A 21,833-nucleotide genomic window follows, 5' to 3' on the forward strand; every position below is an offset into this window, starting at 1 on the left:
GCTCGCCAAGGCTCATGGGACGGTCACCCCCATTTGCTTGGTATAGAGCTGGGCATAGCGCCCGCCCGCGCGGAGCAATTCCTCATGGCTTCCTTGCTCGGTGACCTCGCCGGCCTCGACCGTGATGATGCGGTCGCACTGACGAACTGCCGACAGGCGGTGCGCGATAATGATGACCGTCCGCCCCTTGGCGATGCTCGCGAGATTATGCTGAATGATCTCCTCGCTTTCGGCGTCGAGCGCAGAGGTCGCCTCATCGAAGATCAGGATGCGCGGATCGTTCACGAGCGCGCGGGCGATCGCGAGACGCTGGCGCTGACCGCCCGACAGATTGCTGCCGCGCTCCTCGATCACCGTATCATAGCCATGGTTCATTTGCAGGATGAATTCATGCGCGCCCGCAAGCTGCGCCGCGGCCATCACAGCTTCCATCGGCCGCGTTGGATCGCCCAGTGCGATATTCTCACGCACCGTGCGGTTGAACAGGATATTTTCCTGAAGCACGACGCCGATTTGGCGCCGGAGCCACGGAGGATCAACGAGCGCCAGATCTACGCCGTCGACGAGCACACGCCCCTGTTCAGGGATATACAAGCGTTGCACCAGCTTGGTCAGTGTCGACTTGCCTGATCCTGACGGCCCGACGATGCCAAGCATTTCGCCCGCCCTGAGTTCGAGGCTCACGCCGCGCAGCGTCTCGGGCATATCAGGCCTGTAGCGGAACCGGACCTGGTCGAAGGTTACGTCGCCGCGGATCGGCGGCAGGCTTGCCCGATTGGGGTTATATTCGGGCTCCGCGGGTGTGTTCAGAACGTCGGCGAGACGGTCCACCGAGATACGGACCTGCTGGAAATCCTGCCAAAGCTGAGAGAGACGAAGGATCGGTGCCGCGACGCGGCCCGAGAGCATGTTGAAGGCGACGAGCGAACCGACAGAAAGATCGCCGGCGATCACCGCCTTCGCCCCGAAATAAAGGATCGCCACGGTCGTCAGTTTCGAGACGACCTGGATTAGGTGGCTGCCAGTATTCGCGAGCTTGGCGACGTCGAAGCCGGTGTTGGTATAGCCCGAGAAGAGCTTCTCCCAGCGGTCGCGCATCTGTGGCTCGACCGCCATCGATTTCAGGGTTCCGATCCCGGTCACGCTCTCGACCAGAAATGACTGGTTCTCGGCACCGCGACGGAATTTTTCCTCGAGCAACGTTCGCAACCTTGGCGAGATCGTCATCGAAATCGCGACATAGCAGGGGATCGAAAGCAACACGATCAGGGTCAGGAACGGCGAATAGAGGAACATCACGGCGAAGAACACGATGGTGAAGAACAGGTCGATTACGACCGTCACCGCATTCGAGGTGAGGAATTGACGAATATTCTCGAGTTCGCGCACCCGCGCCACGCTGTCGCCAACACGCCTGGATTCGAAATAGCCGAGCGGTAGGTTCAGCAAGTGGCGAAACATCTTCGAGGACAGCTCGCTGTCGACCCGGTTGGTCGTGTGCGAGAAGAGCCAGTTGCGCAATCCCGACATCAAGGTTTCGAAGAGCAGGATGACCGTGAGCCCGAAGGCCAGGACATCAAGCGTGGTCATCGACTGGTGGACAAGCACCTTGTCAATAACAAGCTGGAAGAAGATCGGCGAGATGAGACCCATCAGCTGAAGGAAAAAGGAACCGATCAGAACGTCGCGGAGCGGCTTCCGGTATTTGACAAGGGCCGGGATGAACCAGGCGATGTCGAACGGGCGCTTGTCGCCGGCCATTGCCTCCCGCGAGGTGAGAAGCAGCAACCGTCCAGTGAAGCGCTCCGCGCCTTCTTCGGCCGTCCATATTTCGGGGCGTTCCGCGTCGCCACGCTGGACGAGATAGCGGGGCTTGAGGCTCGCGTCCTCGATCTTGAGAAGGATAACACCGCCATGCGAGCGGGATTCGGCAAGCGCCGGAAGCGGCAGCTTGCTCAATTCGTCGAGCCGAGCGGTACGAATCTTGGCGATGAGGCCGAGGCGTTTCGAGATGCGCGCAAAATCTTCTACGCCCCAGGGCTCGTCACCGCGACCACGGTCGTGGATCATCTGCGCCGGATCGGCAGGCGTCCCGAGGAATTTCGCGAGCAGGATGAAACAGGTCAGCGATGGGTCTAGCGCAAGAGGTGCGCCACCGGCCTCCGCGACATGTCCCTGCGGCCCCTGATCTGTCTCTCCCGTACCTGACATGCATCCCCCGTAAAGCCCAAGCATTGACCACCGGAACCGGAATCAGCTGTCGCTGGTCAATTGCAGGCCTTTGCTTCCTGCATGTATCATTCTTTCTTCGACAGAGAATAGCTATCTCAAAACATTGTCAAATCTGGATACAATTTAATGATGCGCCATAGTTCGCGCGATCACCGACGTGTTCGTTCCAAAATAAAAAGGGCCAGCTTGCGCCGGCCCTGGTAGGTTTTGGGAGAGGATGCCTGAAAGGCATGCTGGATTTGAGAACGATCGAGCCTTGCTGCAAGTGCGAAGGCAATTTTTTCAGCCCGAGGCTCAGCCAGGCACAATTCCATCAGCGGGCACGGGACCACCGAACCTGATCCGGGACATGGCCGAGAGATCGATCGCGAGGCGGCGGGCCTGCTTCGCGTCCGCGCCAATCCGTTCCAGCATCTTCATGAACGCATCGGGATCAGGCTGCCCAAGGGGGAGCCGATAGTAGAGAAGATCCTTCAGCATCTGCGCCTTGCGCGCCGAACGAAGACTGAACTTCCAGTCGAACGTCACGTTGATCGGGCGCTCTGAAGCAAGCAAGCACCCGGCACGTCCCCCCGCGATTGAGTGCGGCCCCTTTACCTACGCTGCTCGAGGCACTAGATTGGGGCCATGGTAAGCGTGACCACCCCTCGCGAACAGGCAGAAACCTCGGACGCTGCACGCAAGGTCGGCGGCTACGTCGAGCTCCTGCGCTTGCAAGATGAGCGCACCGCGATCCGGCGCCGCGGCCTGATCGCACAGCTAATCAAGAACCCCACGACGGGCCGCTTCAAATATATCGTCAAGAGCTGATCCATGACGCTCACGCTGGCCGTCCTCGCCAGCATGCTCATCCTGCTACCCGGCCTGACCTTTCTCGGTGCCTGGAACCTCAAAGGCGCACGAACCGGCGCGGGCCGCCCCGAACTTCCTCTTGGTTCAGCAACGACACTGCTTCTCGCGGTAGGAATATCGCTCATCGCGCATTTCTTCGGCTGGATTTTCGTCGAAATGGCCCGGAACCTCCTAACGGCAATTCCTGACGTCCTTCCTCCATCGGGGATGATGTGGAGTCCGATCGAAGCATTTCTTCGTCCCACCGGTACGTTTCCACCGATCCCCGCCAACCCGATCGCCGCCATGGTGCAATTTGCCGACGGCGGGCATCTCGAGATGCACGAGCTGGCGACGTTCGGCGGCTTGATGGTGTTGGAATCACTGTTAGTCGCGAAATTCGTGTCGGGCGATGGTTTCGATCTCGTTTTCGACGGGATCGATCTCAATGGTCAAGGGTGGGTCTATCATCACTATATCCGACCGACACAACATGGATTTCGGCCCATCTGTCATGTGCTGACCACCTTTCAGCAGAACAATCTTGGCATCGGCTATATCGGGGCGATTGCCGATATTCGGCACAGTGAAAAGGGTGAGCTGCTCTCGCTCGCGCTCCTCAATCCAGAGCGATTTTTGTTCCAACTGACGCCCTCTGCAGCAGCGAAATGGTGCAAGCCCAGCGAAGATCCAAAGTTCGACACTTATGGTCGAGAAACGATCGGCGGCATCGTCGCGCTCGACGGTAAGTCAGTCGCCAATTTGTTGGTGCGAACACTGGACAAGGCCATCCTCGACGAGATCGACACCGCGCCGTATGGCGACGAAGAGTCCGAAGAGTCCGCTCCCACAACAGGGTCAGCGCCAGAGGCGGCTTCAGCCGACCCGGTGCGCCCGTCATGATCAAACTGCTCATTTTTGCCGTGACAATCGTTACGATTCTCATCGGGTTCGGCGCCCTATTCTTGTTGGTCAGCGCGCCCTTCGCTTGGCTTGCGATTGGCTTCATGAGTTATTGCCGACCTCGCCTCGTCCTTGGTCGAGCCGCACTGTGCTTTATAGCAATTTGGCTCATCACCGTCATCGCGCTGCCTGTTGGAAATGGCACCTTTATCGGCATATTGCTCGCTGTCTTTCTTGCACCTTGGCCCGCCCGGCTTTGGGCGAACCGCGCAGCCTTTCGCGCTGACGATTCGGACCAGCGGACCGCGGCCGCCGACAGCCGAAACACGAAGTGCGAGAGCGAAGGCTCCCGGCGTCGCGTCACGGCTGACAAGCCGTGGCCAGAATATATGGCAGATAGCGAGCGGGCACGGTTGGTCTCCCTGTACCAGCTTCCGACTTCATTTCCCCGGTAGCCGAAGAACAGAGGCTGTCGCAGATTGCGACTATGAAGTCGGCCTAATCCTATCGACAAAATAGGTGTAGCCGCCATCGCGCTCCACGCCGATCGCGGCGCTCGCGTCGCGCTTCAACTTCTCAAAATGAAGTTCCTTGCCGTCAACCTCCAGCCGAACGAAGTCGTTCATACTGACCTCTTTCAACGGGTTGAAACAATAGGCCCGGGCGGGCAGTTGAATTGAACCGTCCGCGAGGCGTTCGCCCTGACCGGAGAACGTCGAAAAGGGACGCGGCACGGATTCGTATCTCTCGTCGTTAGTGAAGAACTCGATCACGAACGGAATGCGTTCACCGCTGCCCAGGGCAAATTCACGGGGAAGGATCCTGAAGGCGAACGTCCCGGCGCCGCGATCCGGGCGCGCGTCCACGATCGTGAATCCCATGCTCTGCCAGAAGGGCTCCGCCGTCGACGGCGCAATTCCGATTTCGAAGACCGACCAGCCCTCGTCGGTGGCCCGGGCGATCATAAACTCGGCAAGGATGCGGCCATAGCCCTTGCGGCGAAGGTCTGGCCTGATCTCGAATATTCCGTGGCCCTGGAAACCCACCGCTTCGCCGTCGACAACAAGAATGTCGATGCCGCCACGCTCACGCCATAATTTCTTCGTGGTGTCCCAGTTGCAGCGGAAGCCCCGCGCCGGCACGTCGCCTTCATAGCCGTTGGCAACATAGGCAGCCTCGCCCGCTTTGTGGGCGGCTTCTTCGGCGTCGAGCCAAACTTCAACTTCAGCGAGAAGAGTTTCGGTTGCCGGGATGATTTCATAGGTCATGGGCCCACGGTTACCACATTCTTTGACGAGGCAAGCCCCTTCAGCTCCTGACTTTACCGAGGACCCGAGCCGCGGCATTGCTGCCGGCAGCGAGCTCGCGCGCATACCCCAACGCCGTCGTTGGCGACGACCAGCGCAGCGCGAGCGCGATGCCCGCCCCATCCTCGCCGGCTGCGAAAAGATCCTGCGTCAGCCCGACGCGGAACGAGTGCGCGCTGAGCGCCGCCACCGCATCCTGTCCCGGCTCGATGACGGCATGGCCGTCCGCGATCGCCGCGGCCGCACGGCGCCGCAGGATCGACACCACGCCTTGGCGGGTTAGCCCGTTGGCGCCGATATGGTGGGTCAAGACCGTCTCCCCTTCTTCGGCCGCATGATGCGTCAATATGTTGATGCGCCGGAACACCGCCCCGTCGGCGATCGCGCTCGACGTCAGCCACGCCGACAGCCGGCGCATCGTCTCGGCCGAGAGCCAGACGACACTCCCCTCCCCGTCCTGGTCGGTTTTCGAGCGCGGAATGGTGAGCCGCCCGCTGCCGTCAGCTATGAGGCGCAGATCGGCGACGGTCGCAGCCACCAGTTCGGAGACGCGCAGGCCTGCATCATAGGCCATCGAGCAGAGCGCCGCGTCGCGCAGCCCGACCAGATCGTCACCGCACGCCGCGATCAGGCTTTCGATGGTCAGCCCGTCGGGCGCGACGTCGACCGCGGTCATCGCACGGCCGTAGCGCAGCGGCGCGGCCTGGCGCTGGCGCGCGCCCACCTTGCGGCGGATGCCCTTCAGCGTGTCGCGCACCATGCCCGCCTGCGTCGGCAACGCTTCGGTGTCGCCGTAACCGAGGATCCGATGCACGCGCGCGATGCTCGCGAGGCGCCGCGAGAGCGTCGCGGGTTTCGCGGCCGTGCGCGTATCGCTCGCGCGCGCCAGCCAGCGCAGATAGAGGACGAGCGTTTCCGGAGACGCCGGCACCGCCGTCGCGATCGGCCGCTGCAACATACACCAGCGCAAATAGCATTTGAGATCGGCGACGATCGCCGCCTTGGTCGCCGGCGCCATCGCTTCGGCCGCCGCCTCGATCGCGAGCGGCTGCGCCTTGCTCCAGTCGACGAGGCGGCCGTGTGCCGACAGCACCAGCTCGAGGGACGATGGGAGCGGCGCGAGCTCGCTCATCGCACTGGATCCGGCGCGACGGTCGATCGCGCAATCAGCGCCGCGCCCCTCGCCGACAGCGACCAGCCGGCGCCGCCGCGCGGGCCCGGGCAGTCGTCGACCAGCCCGCGGGCTTCATAGTTCCACATGAGGTCGAATGCCGCTTCGCGCGCGGAAACGCGGTTCGCATAGACGGTGCGCGCGTGCAGCGCGCCCGCGATCGCGGCGGCCGACAGGCGAACGCCCGCCTCGACACCGAAGAGCTGGCGCAGCTCGGCCGCGATGCGATGATCGTTCGTCATGCCGCGCCCTCCTTTTCGGCGTCCCCGTCGTGTGAATTTCTCGGCCGATTGGGTGATTTTGGCAGGCGCGGTTTTACCATAAGCCTCGTTTATGACAAGTCCGGTTTGCGGAGCGTCAGACAGATGGGATACCAAAGTGACACTTTGGTGAACTCGGACTTTGACGCCGATTCCGCTCGCGGCTAGCATGGCCCGCCCACCGGAGCCGCCATGCCCCCTAGTCCTCACACTGCCGCCATCGCCTTCCGCCAAGGCCAGATCGATGCGCTGGCGCGAACCCTCTTCGGCTCCCCTGCCCTCTATTCCGCAGAAATGCGCGAATGCCTCGCGCTGCGCGCGCTGGTCCGCGCCTGGTCGCAATATCGCGAAGACCGGGCCATCGCGATCGGCGAAAACCTCATCGGCGCCGAATGCGCCGCTGAACGCGACGCCTTCCTCGCCCTGCTCGCCGCCAGCCTCCCCGATCGCCGGTCGGATCTCGCCGGCGCGATCCGGCGCGTCCAGCAAATCGCGATCCGCCCCCTCGCCGCCGAGGCCGCGGCAACCGTCGCGCTGGTCGACGCCGGCACCGAGGAGCTGGCGAGCGTTCGCGAGGTCGCAGCGAGCCCGAAGCTGCCGGGCGATCCGGCAACCCGGCTGCTCACCATCGTCCGGGTCCTCCGGCGATCGGCCGACGTCGACAGCGATGCCCTCTCCGTCACCGCCACCTCGCCGTGCTGGGCGATCAATCTGCTCGCCGTCGCCGATCCCGCCTTGTTCGGCCTCTCGCCGCATCCCCTGCCCTTCCCCGGGCTGGTCCGGCGCCGGCTCTTCCGCTCCGATCGCGACCTCGATCGCGATCGCGACGACATCGCGGACTTTGTGCTCGAGGCGTTGCACGAGACGCTGTGCGATATTGCGCGGGTGCCGCGCGCCGTTGTTGCGTTTGGCGAGGCATTTCCGGGGCTCAGGGTGAATTCGCGGCTGCTCGATACCTGGCTGTTGCTCTTTGCGTTCGGGTCGATGACGCCCGCCCAGCTCGCGCGCGCCCTCCCCTGCACGAAGGCTGGCGCTGGCAAGCTCCTCAATGATTTGAAGATCGGTCATTTTGCCGTGCGTCACGGATCCCTCGAGCCGTATGTGACTGCGATTCAATTCCCCGTCTCTTTTACGATGTGATACGGCCGCCCTCGTCGGTTAGATAGCCTATCGATTGCGCTTGGATTGCCATATGGATATCCTTTATATATGGATTTGCATATCGCACGCCTTGTGCTTGCGCTATCGCTTGAATTGCAATATGCCCTCGCTATCGCAATCGAAAGCCATATGGAAATCCTATGCCTATAATCTCTATTGCCAATCCCAAAGGCGGCGCCGGAAAAACAACCCTTGCGTTCATTCTCGCGGACCAACTGAGCAGCAATGGCGCTTCGGTTGCAGTCGTGGATGCCGACCCAAACGCGATCATCGCCAAGTGGCATGAACGCCGAGCAGAGGAGGGGAGGGGCTCCCCCTTTGCCGTTATCGCGAAGCCATCCGAGGGAGCGATGATCAACACCGTCGACCAGCTGGCGAAAGAGTATCAATTTGTGATCGTTGACCTCGAGGGCACCGCTTCACGAATGACGTCGCGCGCCTTTGCGCGATCACATATGGTTCTCGTGCCGTTCAACCAATCGCCGATCGACGCCGAGTTAGCGGCGAATGCCGTTCAGCTTATCCATGAAGAATCGGAGGCACTTCAGCGGCCGCTTCCATTCCGTCTCGTTCGTTCACGCGATAGCAGCGCGGTTACGACGAAGAGTTCGAAGAGGATTGCTTCGGCGATCGCTGAGGCCAATTTGCCGGTTCTCGACGTCGGCTTGGTTGAGCGTGCGGCGTATAGGGACATATTCGATTTCTCGAAAACTCTTAGCGAGCTCGAGTCAGACACTACGTCTGGTCTTGAGAACGCCCGCGGCAATGCCGCTAAACTGGCCGCCTCTGTGATCGAGGCCATCCGCGAGGAGTATCCATCATGAGCGGATATGGTTTTGGCTCAAAAAAGCCCCCGGCTGATAAACCTGCAGGTACTATAGATCTTGGAGGCCTTCCCAGCTCGCTCCCGCCACTGAAGCGAGAGGACGAAGCACGAGCGGTCGCCGTCGGCGAAACTCTCGGTTTTGTCGATCGAGGGCAGGGGATTCGTCGCCGCAAGCCAGCGGCGATGCCGTCGGTAAATCTTTACGTGAAAGGGCCCCAGGACGTCATCCAGTGGTTTATTGACTACACTGACGGGCAGGGTCATTCCGCTTATTGGAAATCAATCGAGGATTTCAAACGCTTCATGGAAGATCGTGACCAGTGATGCCGCTGAGCCTGGAGCAATGATGAAAGCTTAGCGGTCGCCGACAATCGTGACGAGTTGAACAGCGTCTGCTTGTTGCTCAACGGTGAGATACAGAATCTGACAATCGTGCAAATGGGGTCCGCTGGACTTGGCTCGCACTGAGGAAAACCCGTTAACGTAGCCCGGTTTGCGGAGGCATATGACCGCAATTGGACGATAGACGACATATTGCCTTGGACGGAATAGCCCTGAACCTAGTCGGTCTATTTTGGCTCCATCAATTCTATGCGATTTCCGAACGGGTCGGCTACATATCGGCGATTATAGCCAGCGAGAGGTTCGTCTTCGACGGTTTCAAAGCCCGCGTCGCTCAACCGCTGAATAAGGGCGGCCAAATCTGTGACTGTAAATGCCGGATGGGCTTTCCGAGCGGGTCGAAAATCCTTTTCAACGCCAAGATGCACTTTCAACGAACCGCGTTCGAACCAGCATCCACCCCTTTTCGCCAGATGCGGAGGTTTATCGACCTCCGGAATCCCAAGAAGTTCTGCGTAGAAGCGCCGGGCGGCAGCCTCTTCTCCGGGGGGCATCGCTAGCTGCACGTGGTTTAAGGCTTCAACCTGCACCGACGCCTCCTGAACGTATCGGACTGACTGGCAGCTATACGGTGGCGTGGAAGGTGTTGTCTATGTCGACAATCGGTCGGAAGCAGCCGCGATCGCGGTGTGGACCAGCAGTCAGGCTGCCTGCGATTAGCAGCAAATGGCTTTATGTGAGAAACCGGGGGCGGCCAAGCAGCTCATGCACGGCCCCGGAGCCGAACGAACGATTTGCAGAAGCCTTCCCACGATTTGTAGAGAGCGTCCCCGGTCAGTTTATCCAGGCGAGGCCCCATCTCTTTCCGATAGGCTTCCGCGATAATATCCTTGTCCCAGCCACCCCCGAAATCGACTACGATAGAAGTGATGCGCGCATCGGCGCCATAGTGGAGAGAGCCTTCCGGGAACGACCGGCGATCTTGAAGCGACGGGGGCAGGGCACCTGCAATTGTATCGACCGTTCCGTCCCGGCGGGCGCGCCGGCCCACCTTCGGCCGATCGAGCTCCAGCGCAGTCATTTCTTGATCTACCGTGTCTTTTGGATTGAAGCTGAGCTTCACTGCAATGACAGGCCGTCCGCGCCCCGCGCCACGAACCTCCTCCCAATCGACGGTAAAATCAGCAAGTTGATCAATCTCAGATTTCGACTTGGCGAGGACGTCCCTCCGAAACTCGGCAAAATTCTTGAAGCTGCCATCGGGTACTCCAAGCTTGCGCCGCAGTTCCTCTACCTCCATCTTTACCACGCGATTCTGGCGATTTATTACCAAGCACCCCAGATCATAGAGCGTGATCGCGTAGCGAGATTGGAGGGCAAGCATTACACCCAAATTTACGCGCGCGTAATAATCGGATCGCTGAATCACCCGCTTAAAGTTGTCGGAGAACTGAAATTCCACAACGCTGAGGCCGTCTTCCGCAATTTCCTCCACGCAGCTTGCTAGCAGCGACTGGGACATAATCGCCGGTTTGCCCTTCGTCGAAGTCGTCCGGATGCGGATAATCACCCGGAGGAGTTCATCCATGACCGGCTGTATCCGCTCATTACCTTTGTGCGATCCGCGGAGTTCCTTCTTCGTGATGATAAAGGTCTTGTCATCGCCAGCCTCGGGTCCAGCCTTGCGTAGCATAATAGCAAACGCCTTACGGGCAGCGGCGCTGAGCGAACCCGTCTCGAATTCGGATTCGACCAACTCACCGGGCTTGCTTACAAAATCCAACTCGCGGCGGCGAATCACTTCGGCAACGCGCAACGTCCGGCTGAGGCTCTCAAAGCCTGACGAAACCTCGATTTCCGATGTCGGAGTTTCTGCGTTCATATGAGTTGCATAACACCCGGTTGTCATAAAGAGAAGGGGGCACCCCATCACTCATACTAACGCAATTTTGGTAGACGCCCGCCCGTCACATGCTGACGCTTTTGCCCATTAGTGCCAGCCCCCATGCGCACACTTAGACAGCATCAAAAGTTGGCGGAAAACCGTAGAAAATTGAAGGTCCCCCAAATCCTCACATAAAGGCACGTTCAGCCCCCAATTAATCACACTAACCGACAGTCTGACGAGGTAACATGCCCCCGAACGCTCACGTAGATGTGGTAGAAATCGATGTGGAGCCCCCAGCGCCTCACATAAAACTGACTTTCGGGCTGCAAAGCGGTCCAGGCTTTGCAAAATCAAGCAGAGTCAACGCGATCGGGATGCAAATTCCGACGCTTTAACAGCGGCCCCCAATCACTCACATAATCCCCCGAGCACTCAGCCGGTGGCCCCCGATATCTCACATCGAAGCCCCCGTTGCCTCGCATAGTCGCCCCCTTGGGCTCACATAAACGCACCTCAACTCTCTGAGTATAAACAACATTTCTCCCCTGAATCTTAGAAACTAGAATCTTAGAAGCCTCCCGCGCTGCGCTTGGGCATTTTTATAGGAGGAGGAAAAGAGGGGGAGAGGCTTTCAGGACCATAGCGGTCCGGAAGAAAGGATCCTCCTATGCTCACCGATACGGACCGGGCGCCCGACACCGCGGGACGCCTGTTCGAAGCTGCGCGCTCGATCGTCACGCAAATCGAAAACGATAGGCCAGTCCGAAGAGGGCTTATCAATGAGGTAATGGCCGAGGCGTTCGGGGCTAAGTCGGCCGACGGCGTTTGGACGCAGCGTGACAGTTTCGTCATGACCGAAATCGCGGCGATCCTCGCAGGCCGAAGCGCAAAGCTTCCCGAACAGCCGATCGCCATCATCGAGCAGCTCGCCAAACTGGAAAAATCCTTCCCAACGCAGACCGTGCGCAGCGAAGAGCAAATCGCCCATCAGCATTTCTCGACGCCGCTGGATCTCTCCTGGCTCATCAACCATCTCGCCATTATCGGCAGCGAAGACATCGTACTCGAGCCAAGCGCCGGCATCGGGACGATAGCCCAGTGGGCGGGGCAGGGGAAAATGCTCCTGCTCAACGAACTTGATCCGGTCCGCGCAGCGGCCCTTCGCATCCTATTCCCGGAACACGGCGTCACCAGCTTCAATGCCGCACAGATCAATCAGCACCTATCGGTTCCGCCGACAGTCGTGGTCATGAATCCCCCCTTCGCCCGCAACGCTGCCGGGGCCATGGATCCTTTTGCCGCTCACCGCCACTTCGCCGCCGCGCTCGCCGCTCTGCAATATGGTGGTCGCATCGTCGCGATCATGCCCGACAACTTCAACCCGGGAGGCAAGCATGGATCGCTGTTCGATCGGGCAATATCCGGCGCGAACATCCGCATGATGCTTCGTCTCGACAAGGGCTTTGCCGGGAAGGGAACATCTGTCGCCGTCCGGATTGTCGTCGCCGACAAGGGGAGAGGGCCCGGGCGCCTGCCAACGACGATCAACCGAACGACCGTCAGCAAGCTTCTCGATGCAATTGGCCAGCTACCGGCGCGCGCGATCGTCCACCCCAATCCAACTCCTCCAACGCGGCCACGATCCACCAGGACAGGTTCGCTATTCGGTGCATTTCGAGCATCCCCGGCCAAATCCTTCCCCCGGGCCGCGCGGCCTCTCCCGAGCTTCGAGATCGCCAGCGTCAACTATCGTATCCACGATCCAGTCGCCGCGGCCCACGATGAAACCGCCCTCTACGTTCCATGGCGCAGCCAGCGCCTCGAATTCGAGAATCCTTGCGAGCATCCGAGCCCGCTGGTCGAGTCCGCGGCCATGGCGGCCGTCGCGCTCCCGGCGCCGAACTATCGACCTCAGCTGCCAAAGCGGGTCATCGACGAAAAGATTCTGAGCGCCCCCCAGCTCGAGACGATCGTTCACGCTCTCGCGGCAACCGACATCGACCTTCCGGGCCGCTATCGCGCACCCGAAAAGGGGCTTGCTCTCGTTCCCCATGCAGACGGGCAACTCTACCGTCAGGGCTTCTTCCTTGGCGACGGGACCGGGGCAGGGAAGGGGCGGCAGCTTGCCGGGATCACGATGGATCAATGGCTGCGCGGGAAACGCCGGCACCTTTGGCTCAGCGATAGTAGCGCCCTGATTGAAGATGCTCGCCGCGACTGGCAGGCTCTCGGGGGAACCCCGCTCGACATCCAACCCTTGGGGCGTGTCCGCGCAGGAGCGGGGATCGAAATGGGCGATGCCATCCTGTTCGCATCATATGCCACCTTGCGGAGCGAAGCGGGCGGCGATCGACGTCTCGACCAGATTCTCGCGTGGCTTGGCGACGCGTTCGACGGGCTGCTCTTGTTCGACGAGGCGCACGCGATGGGCGGTGTTGCCGGCGGGGAAGGGCGGTTCGGCACCGTAGCCGGATCCCAGCAAGGTATTGCCGGAGTTGAACTGCAGAACCGCCTGCCCCGGGCACGCGTCATCTATGCTTCGGCGACCGGCGCCTCCGACATCAACAATCTCGCCTATGCGACCCGGCTTGGCCTGTGGGGCGAGGGGACTGCGTTCGTCGATCGCGAGGCTTTCGCTGCGCGGATTCGTGACGGCGGCGTTGCCGCAATGGAGCTGGTCGCGCGCGAGCTGAAGGCGATGGGCGTCTATACCGCTCGCGCGCTCTCCTATGCCGGTGTCGAATATGACATCCTCGAGCACGCGCTGACGCCTGCGCAGATCAAAGATTTCGACACCTATGCCGACGCCTGGGCGATCATCCACCGGAACATGGAAGAGGCCCTTGCCGCCGCCGGCGTCGTCGACCGGCTAACCGGCGCCACGCTTAACGGCCAAGCCCTTTCGGCTGCGCGCTCGCGGTTCGAAAGCGCCAAACAGCGTTTCTTCTCGGCTCTCCTTCTCGCGATGAAACTGCCAAGCCTTCTGCCCGCCATCGATGTCGCTCTCCAATCGGACCAGAGCGCCGTCATCCAGCTCGTCACGACAAGCGAAGCCCTGCTCTCGCGCCGCCTCGCAGATCTCGACCCCGCCGATCGCGCAGAACTGGCGCTGGACCTTTCGCCTCGCGAACTGGTGATGGACTATCTTCAGGCGGCGTTCCCGACCCGGGCTATGGAGATCGTCAGCGATGACGACGGCAATGAACGGTCGCGTCCGCTGTCCGACGCAAACGGCAATCCGGTCCATAGCGAGGAAGCCCTGCAGATCCGGACCGACACGCTCGAATTGCTGGGGGCGATGCCGCCGATCGCGCCCGCCCTCGATGCGGTCATCGAACGATTTGGTACCGACGCCGTTGCAGAGGTTACCGGGCGGACGAAACGCCTCGTGCGCCTGCCCGACGGAAGCCAGAAACTGCAGTCACGCTCACCTTCCGCTTGCATGGCTGACGCCGATGCCTTCATGAACGGCGCCAAGCGTATTCTCGTGTTTTCCGACGCCGGCGGGACCGGAAGATCCTACCACGCGAGTCTGGATCACCAAAATCAGCAGCGCCGGGTTCACTTCCTTCTCGAACCAGGCTGGCGCGCCGATCGCGCGGTGCAGGGGCTCGGCCGCACCAATCGCACCAACCAGGCGCAGCCCCCTATCTTTCGGCCAGTCACCACAGACTGCCGCGGCGAACGTCGATTCATATCGACGATCGCACGCCGGCTGGACGCACTTGGTGCGCTAACCCGGGGCCAGCGTCAGACAGGCGGCCAAAATCTGTTTGATCCAATGGACAATCTCGAAAGCGACTATGCCAAAGACGCCTTGCTGTCCTGGTACAGGCTGCTCCATCACGGCAAGCTGACCAGTGTCACCTTCGGCGATTTCTGCCATCGAACCGGGCTGCGCCTCGAATATGAGGGTGAGCTCGTCGAGAAGCTGCCGCCTATCCAGCGGTGGCTGAACCGCATCTTGGCGCTGCCGATCGCGATCCAGAATGCCATCTTCGACGAATATTTGGGTCTTGTCGAAACTCGCATCGATGCCGCGAAGAAGGCTGGCACATTCGATGCCGGCGTCGAAACCATCCGCGCGGACAAATTGACGATCGTCGATGAAATTACGCTTCGCAAAGGTGCAGACCCGTCGACGTCGACACGGCTCCTCACCGTCGAAGCGGAATGGCAGCGCGAAATGAAATCGCTCGCCGACGTGTCGGCATTGGCCGAACGCTTCGGCAATCGTGCTATATGCCTGCGCAATGCCCGCTCAGGCAAGGTAGCGCTGCAGACGCCGGCACGGACCCGTCTGACCGACACCGGCGACGCCGTCGCGACATGGCAACTGCAGCGCCCCGGCCATCATCAGTACATCACCGCCGGCGACCTCGAAGAAAGCATGTGGGAACCTGTCGACGTCGGGACGTTCGAGACATCCTGGACGGCCGAGTGCGAGGAGCTCAGCCGCAACCCGAACCGCGAACGCTTCTTCCTCGCGGTCGGTCGCTTACTTCCGATATGGAATTTGCTCGGCGACGATCCCGAAGTACGCCGCCTCGTGACGGCCGACGGCCGCGCCCTTCTCGGTCGCATTGTCCCGCATGGCGACGTCAACTCACTGCTCGGCAAGCTCGGCATAGCTGGCGCGATCAATCTTGCCCCCGCCGAAATCGTCGCCGCTGCCTGGGAAGGCAAGACAGTGCCGATCGGCAGCGCCATCGGTCTCACGCTTCAGCGTCGCCGCGTGAATGGAGAATCGCGCCTCGAGCTCCACGGATTTGATCCGCGATCGTTGCCGACCCTGAAAGCCAAGGGCTGTTTCACCGAAATTATCCAGTTCAAGACCAGGCTATTCATCCCGGTGTCGCGAGCGGCTGAAATTATTACCGCGCTCACCGAGTGAAGAAATAGCTTGCGCCGCGTTCGATCAACAGGGATTGAACGGGCGCGGGGCGCAATTCTAACGTCAGGATCGACTTTCAATGAACGATACTCCCCAGGACAATTCGGACCTGCTCACGCTGACCGCCGATATTGTTGCCGCCCATGTCGGCAACAACAGCGTCGCGATCTCGGATCTTTCGATCCTCATCAACAATGTTCATGCTGCGCTTTCCGGACTTTCGAAGCCTGCAGAGCTGCCCGAAGAGAAGCCTGTGCCGGCAGTATCAATCCGTTCTTCGGTGAAACCCGATTACATCGTGTGTCTCGAAGACGGAAAGAAGCTGAAGATGCTTCGCCGGCACTTGATGACGCATTATGGGCTCACGCCAGACGACTATCGGGCAAAATGGGGGCTCCCTGCCGATTATCCGATGGTTGCGCCTGAATATGCTGAGAAGCGCCGAGTGCTGGCTAAGGAAATCGGGCTCGGAACGAAGGGACGCGGTGGCGGCCGCAAGCCTGCCCGCGGGGCGGCCAAGCGCGGCTGATCACCACTCTGGCTGGCGAGGCGGCCGATGGCGCAGCCTCGCCACAACTTCCTGCCATTCCGCCTCATCGCGCGGCCCAAATTCGATCGTTGGAGCTTCCGACGTTGCCCCGACCTCGACCGGTCGGCGCCGGCAGATGGTACAGCGCATATGCTCGATGACGTCCGTCGGCCGACTATCCCATCGGTGAAGAGCAAACCAACGCCACAATATTCCGCCGTCCACGACGCCCTGATGGTCACAGAATCCGCATCGCACCGCGACGTTTGAGCGGTTTCGCCTGATCTCTTCGAGCGATTCAAAACTCCCGGCCACACGCTCTTCCATAGGAGGATAGCGCCCGCGCGCAATAACTCGCGCTGCGCGGAACTATGGCGCGCCTTCGGCACGCCAACAATGAGAGGGGAGGGGGATGGAAGGGGGCGAGGCCCCTTGGGAGTTAAGCCCATGATCCGGGTCTCGGTTGTCACCGGAGATTCATCATGCAGAACCAACCGATTCCTTTCAACAAGCTCCGCCTCTCGCCGGCCAATGCCCGCAAAACCTTCACCCAAGCCGGTATCGATGCCCTCGCGGTTTCGATCGACGCATATGGACTTCTTCAGCCCGTCATCGTCAGCCCGGCGACCGACAAGAAGTCGTTCTTCGACGTTCATGCGGGCGGCCGACGCTGGCGCGCGATCGGGCAGCTCATCAAAAGCGGCAAGCTGCCAAAGAATGCAATGATTGATGCGCGTGTGTGCAATGACGAAGCCGCCGCGCTCGCCGAAGAGATCAGTTTGGCCGAAAACATCATTCGCGAAGCCATGTCCCCCGCCGATGAATGCCGCGGTTACCGCGCGGCCATGGACAAGGGCGAAAGCGAAGAAGAACTCGCGCGGCGCATGGGCGTCACGGTCCGTCACGTTCAGGGGCGCCTGCGCCTCGCCGATCTTGCAGAGCCGATCTTCGACGCCCTCGCTGAAGGGAAGATTACGCTCGATGTCGCCAAGGCCTATGGCAGCACCTCCGATCGCGACACGCAGCTCGCTGCCTGGAATGTTTTCAAGGATAGCTGGCAGGGCGACCAACCGCACACGATCCGGCGTTATGTCAACGACAGCGCGATCGAGGCGAGCAGCGCCGTCGCGAAACTGGTCGGTGAGGAAGAATATCTCGCCGCCGGTGGCCGTATCGAACGTGACCTTTTCGCCGGCGAGGGCGAAGGTCAATGGCTCGATCGCCCGATCGCCGAAGACATCGCACGCGCGAAGCTCGAGCAAGCTGCAGACGCCATCATGGCCGTCGGCACACTCGGATGGGTTCGGGTTCTCCTAGCCCAGCACGTTCCGCATTCGGCGACCGACGGCTTGCACGACTATTACATCCGGCGCGGCGAGCTGAGCGAAGAAGACCAGGCCCGCATGATCGCGATCGAAGAGCGCCTTCAGTCGATCGAGGAAGAACTGGAGGATGCAACCGATGCGGACGTGATTTCACGTCTCGAAGCGGAAAATGAAGCGCTGGACGCCGAGCACACCGAAATCGACAAACGCAGCTATGTGATTCCGGAAGACGAACGACCGCATGTTGGAACCTTCGTGGTGCTTGCCAGCGATGGCACCCCGAAGGCGTCGCACCGCTACTTTTCGACGAAGGCCCCCAAGCGCGAAAAGCAGTCGCAAAGGGTCACCGGCGGATGTGCTGAAGGCGCTGCCCTGGAGGACGCTCTCCCCCGGTCGCTCGAGGAGCAGCTTGCCAAGGAACGGCGTGACGTATTGGCTTTGCACATCGCCCATGATCCCGCGCTCGCGCTCGATCTGACTATCTTCCGCCTCGCACGGAAATTTACGGGCTATGCCGCTTACAACGACACGGGCGTCATGGTGACGATCGGCGAGCTCTTTGACCCCGCCGGCGTCCCCGCCGCCCATTCAACTGCCGCACAAGATGGCCTCGATGCGGTCCGCTCCGGTCTTCCGTGCGATTGGGCAGGCGCCGACGACAGTTTCAGCGCGTTCATGGCGTTCCGCGAACTCGACGAAACGGACAAGGCAGCATGGCTTGCGTTTGCCGTCAGTCAAAGCCTTCAGGCGAGCCTCGCCACCGGCGATCGCGCTAACCGCTTCCAATCCGAGCTTGGCGCGCTGCTCGGTATCGATACCGCCGAACACTGGCGGCCGAGCGCGGATGCCTTCTTCGACAAGATCCGCAAGCCGCAGATCCTGTCGATCCTGGGCAAGCTCGATCCCGAGCTTCCGGGTCGCTACGCCAGCGAAAAGAAGGCCGCCCTATCGTCTGCAGCCGCAAAACTCTGCGCCGGCGAAACAATCGTCACGCCTGAGGTGAAGGCGCGGGCGCAAAGCTGGATCCCGGACGTCATGATGTTTCGCGCCGCCGAGACCCCGGATGAACCGGAAGCGCTGCCGGTCGACGATGACAGCGGCGAAGATCAACCTGCCATCGATGACGCCGATGACGAGCAAATCGACGAGGCCAACCCTGCCGTGAACGACGTCGACCAGGCCGGGGCCGTTTTGGCCAACGCAGCCTGAAGCGTCACCGGGCGGCGCGGAAGCAAGGGTCTCGATTTCCAGTTGGAAGTCTGCCTCCGCGCCGCTGTCGACAATCCGAAATTTCTCTATTGGAGTCAACAAGATGCCAGATTGTGCATCCGCATCCATCACCATCGGCGGCCGCGTGTCACCGGAGCAGTTCGTCACCTTATGCCGCCTGATCGCCGATGAAGATCTTCGCGTCGAGGATGAAGGCGACATCTTCTCTCCTGAATCGCGCATCGAGGGCCAATCCCTGCAGCTCTTCGACCATCAGGCAATCGGAGGCCATTTCCCCGTTCTTGAACTTTGGTGCCTGCAGAACGGGCTGTCCTATTCGCGGTGGTGCGCGGGCTACAGCGGATCGTGGCTCCCGCATCGCGAAGTATTCACGGGAAACGGCGAGGTCGTGACGTACCCCGCCAACGAAAATGGCGCGACTGTCGCCACGCGAGAGATCCTCGACCAACACGATAGCCTCACGTCACTGCGGGCATGGTTCGCGGCAGCGGACGTTCAGATCCCTCCATTGGAAATCACGGCCGACGACACGTCATCGGCCGATGCGTCACCGCGCGATCGCGCGGACAAGGAGGAAAGCGGGGATGGAGAGGGTGAGCAACGCTCTGAACTTCAAAAAGGAAACGCGTCATGAAGCCCCGTCACGACATCTATCAAACGATCACCGCCGAGCTAGCCGCTGCGATCGACGCCGGCGCCGGCCAGTGGCGTATGCCCTGGCACCATGACGGCGGGACGGTGATGCGGCCGACCAGTGCTGTCGGACGCGCATATACCGGCATCAACCGCCTCGTCCTTTGGGCGTCGGCCGAGGCTCACGGCTTTCGATCCGGGACGTGGGCTACCTACCGTCAGTGGAATGACGTCGGCGCACAGGTGCGCCGCGGCGAAACCGGTACGCACGTCATTTTGTGGAAAAAGCAAGAGCGCGATGAACCCACGTCGGCGGATTCCGATGGCGAGGACCGCGGCGCCCGCTTCTTTGCTCGGAGCTTTGTCGTCTTCAACCAATCGCAGGTCGACGGCGCGCCCGAACGGGCACAGGCAAGCGCACGGCCGATCGGCGAGATAGCCGCCTCTGCGAAATTGTTCCTCGAAAGCGTCGGCGTCCCCGTGCACTATGGCCCTTGGGATGCGTATTTTCGGCCCGATCAGGACCGCGTCTACATGCCCGACCGCGAAGCCTTCGACAGCGACGAAGACTTCATTTCGACGCTCGGACATGAAATCGTTCATTCGACGGGGAGCGCGCAGCGCCTCGGCCGCGAAACGCTTCGGGACTATTTCAAGGACCGGACCATCCGGGCCCGCGAAGAGCTGGTTGCCGAGGTCGGCGCCAGTTTCCTGATGGCCGACCTTGGTCTGGCCTATTCGCCAAGGCGGGACCACGCCGCATATGTTGCGAGCTGGTTGAACATACTCGGGAACGATACGCGCGCGATATTTCGCGCCGCGGCGGCGGCACAGGCTGCAACCGACTGGATTCATGCCCATGCCGCCTCAGCTCTGCCGATTGCGGCTTGATCGATGATTGCGCTTCCACCTCGAGCCCATCGGTTGCTCATCCTCGCCTGTTCCGCAACAAAGCGGCAGCATGACGGCTATATGCCCGCCATCGACCGCTATGACGGACCGCTTTGGCAAACGGTCCGTTGCCATGCGGGCGATCGGGCGATCCTAAAGGTAACCGTGCTGTCCGCACGATATGGTTTCCTCGACTCCAGGTCGCCGATCCAGAATTACGACAGCAGGCTGACGACCGCGCTCGCCGATCGAATGATCGCCGGCGGATTGGCGACACGCTGGCCGCGCCCGCCTTCGCCCCGAAAGCCCGATAACTACGGCAATAGCGCTGCCTGTGAGATGGCCTCGTTATCCGAACATGGCGATCGCCCATTCACCGACGTCGCGATCGCAGGCGGCCACATCTACCTCAAGGTCATGAAGAGCTTCCTCGCGGCTTTTCGTCATCGCGGATACATCGCGCCCGATGCGCCTGTAACTGAAATCAACGCGCCGATCGGCATCATGCGTCAGCAGCTGGCCGTGTGGCTCGCAAGAGCCACGGAGGGCATCGATGATTGAGTCGATGCTTGTGCTTTCGACCGGCAATCTCACCGAAGCAACCTGCAATCGCTGGCTGCCTGAGTGTGACTACCCCGCCTACGAAAAATCCGAATACGGATGGTTCGTCTATGTCGTCGAACCCGACTACGACCTCCCTGCAGACCTGCTCGCGTGCATGGCGCTCGCCCGCGATCGTCATTGCTGCTGGATCATGTTCGACCGCGACGCCCCGCCTGCCGCTGAACTCCCAAGCTACGATTGGTGACGGCCATGCACATCTCTGACAACGCCACGGCCCGCACGGCAACGATTGCGCGGCTGAACGATGACGCTCGCCTTGGCCTCGATCGCCGCGCCCGAATTATGATTACCAGGAATTGCCTCGAGACTTTCCGTATATCCCAGGAAGAGCACCCGGCGATCATCCAGGCTCAACTGCTCGCAGCCTTTCGCCGCTGCGAGTTTGCTACCGATAGTCCCGAGCACGACTTCGCCTCCATCCTGTTCCGTGAGCGAAAAGTCTGGATGAAGATCGACTTGTATGATCCGGGCCTTGTCAAGATCCCATTGAACGGTTCCTTCTGTTGACGGGCTGGGGGCCCCCACACGCAATGCTCAAGGATTGGCTTCATTCGTTCCGAGGTCAGCTGATGCACTATCCGTGCATAGACTTGTATCCGGTCGCGGCCGTAGCCGCGTACCATAATCCGTATTCACATCCCCGGATCGAGCAAAGGCGGATGCGGACCAAACTACTACTGGGCGTTCTCAGGCGCCATCAACTTTCCCGGTCACACATCACACCAATCCGCGTCGCCTTATCGAGCCTGTTGCAACATAAGCATCAGGCGGCGCGGAGCTCGGCAC

21 protein-coding genes are annotated in these 21,833 nt (G+C 60.9%); 14 read left to right on the forward strand and 7 right to left on the reverse strand.

What is annotated here, in order from left to right:
* Positions 1-12 precede the first annotated feature (12 nt).
* Both ATE67_RS20390 and ATE67_RS20395 read right to left on the reverse strand, forming a co-directional pair.
* Positions 13-2,211, reverse strand: a complete 2,199-nt coding sequence (locus tag ATE67_RS20390; RefSeq protein WP_082656953.1) for a type I secretion system permease/ATPase — start codon at positions 2,209-2,211, stop codon at positions 13-15.
* 315 nt (positions 2,212-2,526) lie between these two features.
* Positions 2,527-2,760, reverse strand: coding sequence for a hypothetical protein (locus tag ATE67_RS20395; RefSeq protein WP_058801153.1), 234 nt, complete (start codon positions 2,758-2,760; stop codon positions 2,527-2,529).
* A 99-nt stretch (positions 2,761-2,859) separates the two neighbouring features.
* On the opposite strand from ATE67_RS20395, the gene ATE67_RS20400 reads away from it, so the two are divergent.
* The 3 genes from ATE67_RS20400 to ATE67_RS20410 are packed head-to-tail and all read left to right on the forward strand — an operon-like array spanning position 2,860 to position 4,421.
* Positions 2,860-3,042: a hypothetical protein gene (locus ATE67_RS20400; protein ID WP_058801154.1), complete on the forward strand. Its 183-nt coding sequence runs from the start codon at positions 2,860-2,862 to the stop codon at positions 3,040-3,042.
* A gap of 3 nt (positions 3,043-3,045) precedes the next feature.
* The gene (locus tag ATE67_RS20405) at positions 3,046-3,966 is read left to right on the forward strand and encodes a hypothetical protein (RefSeq protein WP_058801155.1); all 921 of its coding nucleotides are present in this window, start codon (positions 3,046-3,048) and stop codon (positions 3,964-3,966) included.
* Entirely contained in the window at positions 3,963-4,421 is a 459-nt protein-coding gene (locus ATE67_RS20410) for a hypothetical protein (RefSeq protein WP_058801156.1), read from the forward strand. Before ATE67_RS20405 ends, ATE67_RS20410 begins: the two co-directional genes overlap by 4 nt.
* A gap of 30 nt (positions 4,422-4,451) precedes the next feature.
* Here ATE67_RS20410 and ATE67_RS20415 read toward each other — a convergent pair whose 3' ends face one another.
* From ATE67_RS20415 to ATE67_RS20425, 3 genes are read right to left on the reverse strand one after another with little or no spacing between them, the layout of a single operon-like run.
* Entirely contained in the window at positions 4,452-5,234 is a 783-nt protein-coding gene (locus ATE67_RS20415; protein ID WP_058801157.1) for a GNAT family N-acetyltransferase, read from the reverse strand.
* A gap of 40 nt (positions 5,235-5,274) precedes the next feature.
* On the reverse strand, positions 5,275-6,405 hold the full coding sequence (locus ATE67_RS20420; protein ID WP_231728252.1) for a tyrosine-type recombinase/integrase: 1,131 nt from the start codon (positions 6,403-6,405) through the stop codon (positions 5,275-5,277).
* A complete protein-coding gene (locus tag ATE67_RS20425; protein ID WP_058801158.1) occupies positions 6,402-6,686 on the reverse strand; it encodes a hypothetical protein in 285 nt (94 codons plus the stop codon). The genes ATE67_RS20420 and ATE67_RS20425 overlap by 4 nt, the downstream gene beginning before the upstream one ends.
* Positions 6,687-6,896: 210 nt before the next feature.
* Between ATE67_RS20425 and ATE67_RS20430 the strand changes: the two genes are divergently transcribed.
* From ATE67_RS20430 to ATE67_RS21595, 3 genes are all read left to right on the forward strand, one after another.
* Positions 6,897-7,844: a hypothetical protein gene (locus ATE67_RS20430; protein WP_152998854.1), complete on the forward strand. Its 948-nt coding sequence runs from the start codon at positions 6,897-6,899 to the stop codon at positions 7,842-7,844.
* A gap of 161 nt (positions 7,845-8,005) precedes the next feature.
* Complete coding sequence (locus ATE67_RS20435; RefSeq protein WP_058801160.1) at positions 8,006-8,689, forward strand: AAA family ATPase; 684 nt, start codon at positions 8,006-8,008, stop codon at positions 8,687-8,689.
* On the forward strand, positions 8,686-9,015 hold the full coding sequence (locus ATE67_RS21595; protein ID WP_152998855.1) for a hypothetical protein: 330 nt from the start codon (positions 8,686-8,688) through the stop codon (positions 9,013-9,015). The genes ATE67_RS20435 and ATE67_RS21595 overlap by 4 nt, the downstream gene beginning before the upstream one ends.
* 245 nt (positions 9,016-9,260) lie before the next feature.
* On the opposite strand, the gene ATE67_RS21220 is transcribed toward ATE67_RS21595, so the two are convergent.
* Positions 9,261-9,623, reverse strand: a complete 363-nt coding sequence (locus ATE67_RS21220) for a VOC family protein (protein ID WP_081997280.1) — start codon at positions 9,621-9,623, stop codon at positions 9,261-9,263.
* A gap of 173 nt (positions 9,624-9,796) precedes the next feature.
* Positions 9,797-10,915, reverse strand: coding sequence for a replication initiation protein (locus ATE67_RS20450; RefSeq protein WP_058801172.1), 1,119 nt, complete (start codon positions 10,913-10,915; stop codon positions 9,797-9,799).
* A gap of 673 nt (positions 10,916-11,588) precedes the next feature.
* Here ATE67_RS20450 and ATE67_RS20455 point away from each other — a divergent pair.
* The 8 genes from ATE67_RS20455 to ATE67_RS20490 all read left to right on the forward strand — a co-directional run bounded on the left by ATE67_RS20455 (position 11,589) and on the right by ATE67_RS20490 (position 21,554).
* Complete coding sequence (locus tag ATE67_RS20455; protein ID WP_058801162.1) at positions 11,589-15,815, forward strand: strawberry notch family protein; 4,227 nt, start codon at positions 11,589-11,591, stop codon at positions 15,813-15,815.
* 79 nt (positions 15,816-15,894) lie between these two features.
* A complete protein-coding gene (locus ATE67_RS20460; protein ID WP_058801163.1) occupies positions 15,895-16,344 on the forward strand; it encodes a MucR family transcriptional regulator in 450 nt (149 codons plus the stop codon).
* Between the two features lie 482 nt (positions 16,345-16,826).
* Positions 16,827-18,878, forward strand: coding sequence for a ParB/RepB/Spo0J family partition protein (locus ATE67_RS20465; protein WP_058801164.1), 2,052 nt, complete (start codon positions 16,827-16,829; stop codon positions 18,876-18,878).
* 103 nt (positions 18,879-18,981) lie between these two features.
* Positions 18,982-19,533, forward strand: coding sequence for a hypothetical protein (locus ATE67_RS20470; protein ID WP_058801165.1), 552 nt, complete (start codon positions 18,982-18,984; stop codon positions 19,531-19,533).
* Positions 19,530-20,423, forward strand: coding sequence for an ArdC family protein (locus tag ATE67_RS20475; RefSeq protein ID WP_058801166.1), 894 nt, complete (start codon positions 19,530-19,532; stop codon positions 20,421-20,423). Before ATE67_RS20470 ends, ATE67_RS20475 begins: the two co-directional genes overlap by 4 nt.
* 33 nt (positions 20,424-20,456) lie before the next feature.
* Positions 20,457-20,984, forward strand: a complete 528-nt coding sequence (locus ATE67_RS20480; RefSeq protein ID WP_197412006.1) for a hypothetical protein — start codon at positions 20,457-20,459, stop codon at positions 20,982-20,984.
* Complete coding sequence (locus tag ATE67_RS20485; RefSeq protein WP_058801168.1) at positions 20,977-21,231, forward strand: DUF5983 family protein; 255 nt, start codon at positions 20,977-20,979, stop codon at positions 21,229-21,231. Before ATE67_RS20480 ends, ATE67_RS20485 begins: the two co-directional genes overlap by 8 nt.
* Positions 21,232-21,236: 5 nt before the next feature.
* Positions 21,237-21,554 (forward strand): hypothetical protein, encoded by a 318-nt coding sequence (locus tag ATE67_RS20490; protein WP_058801169.1) that lies wholly within the window; start codon positions 21,237-21,239, stop codon positions 21,552-21,554.
* The last annotated feature ends 279 nt before the right edge of the window (positions 21,555-21,833 follow it).

The organism is Sphingopyxis sp. H050 (assembly GCF_001468265.1).
Taxonomy (GTDB): domain Bacteria; phylum Pseudomonadota; class Alphaproteobacteria; order Sphingomonadales; family Sphingomonadaceae; genus Sphingopyxis.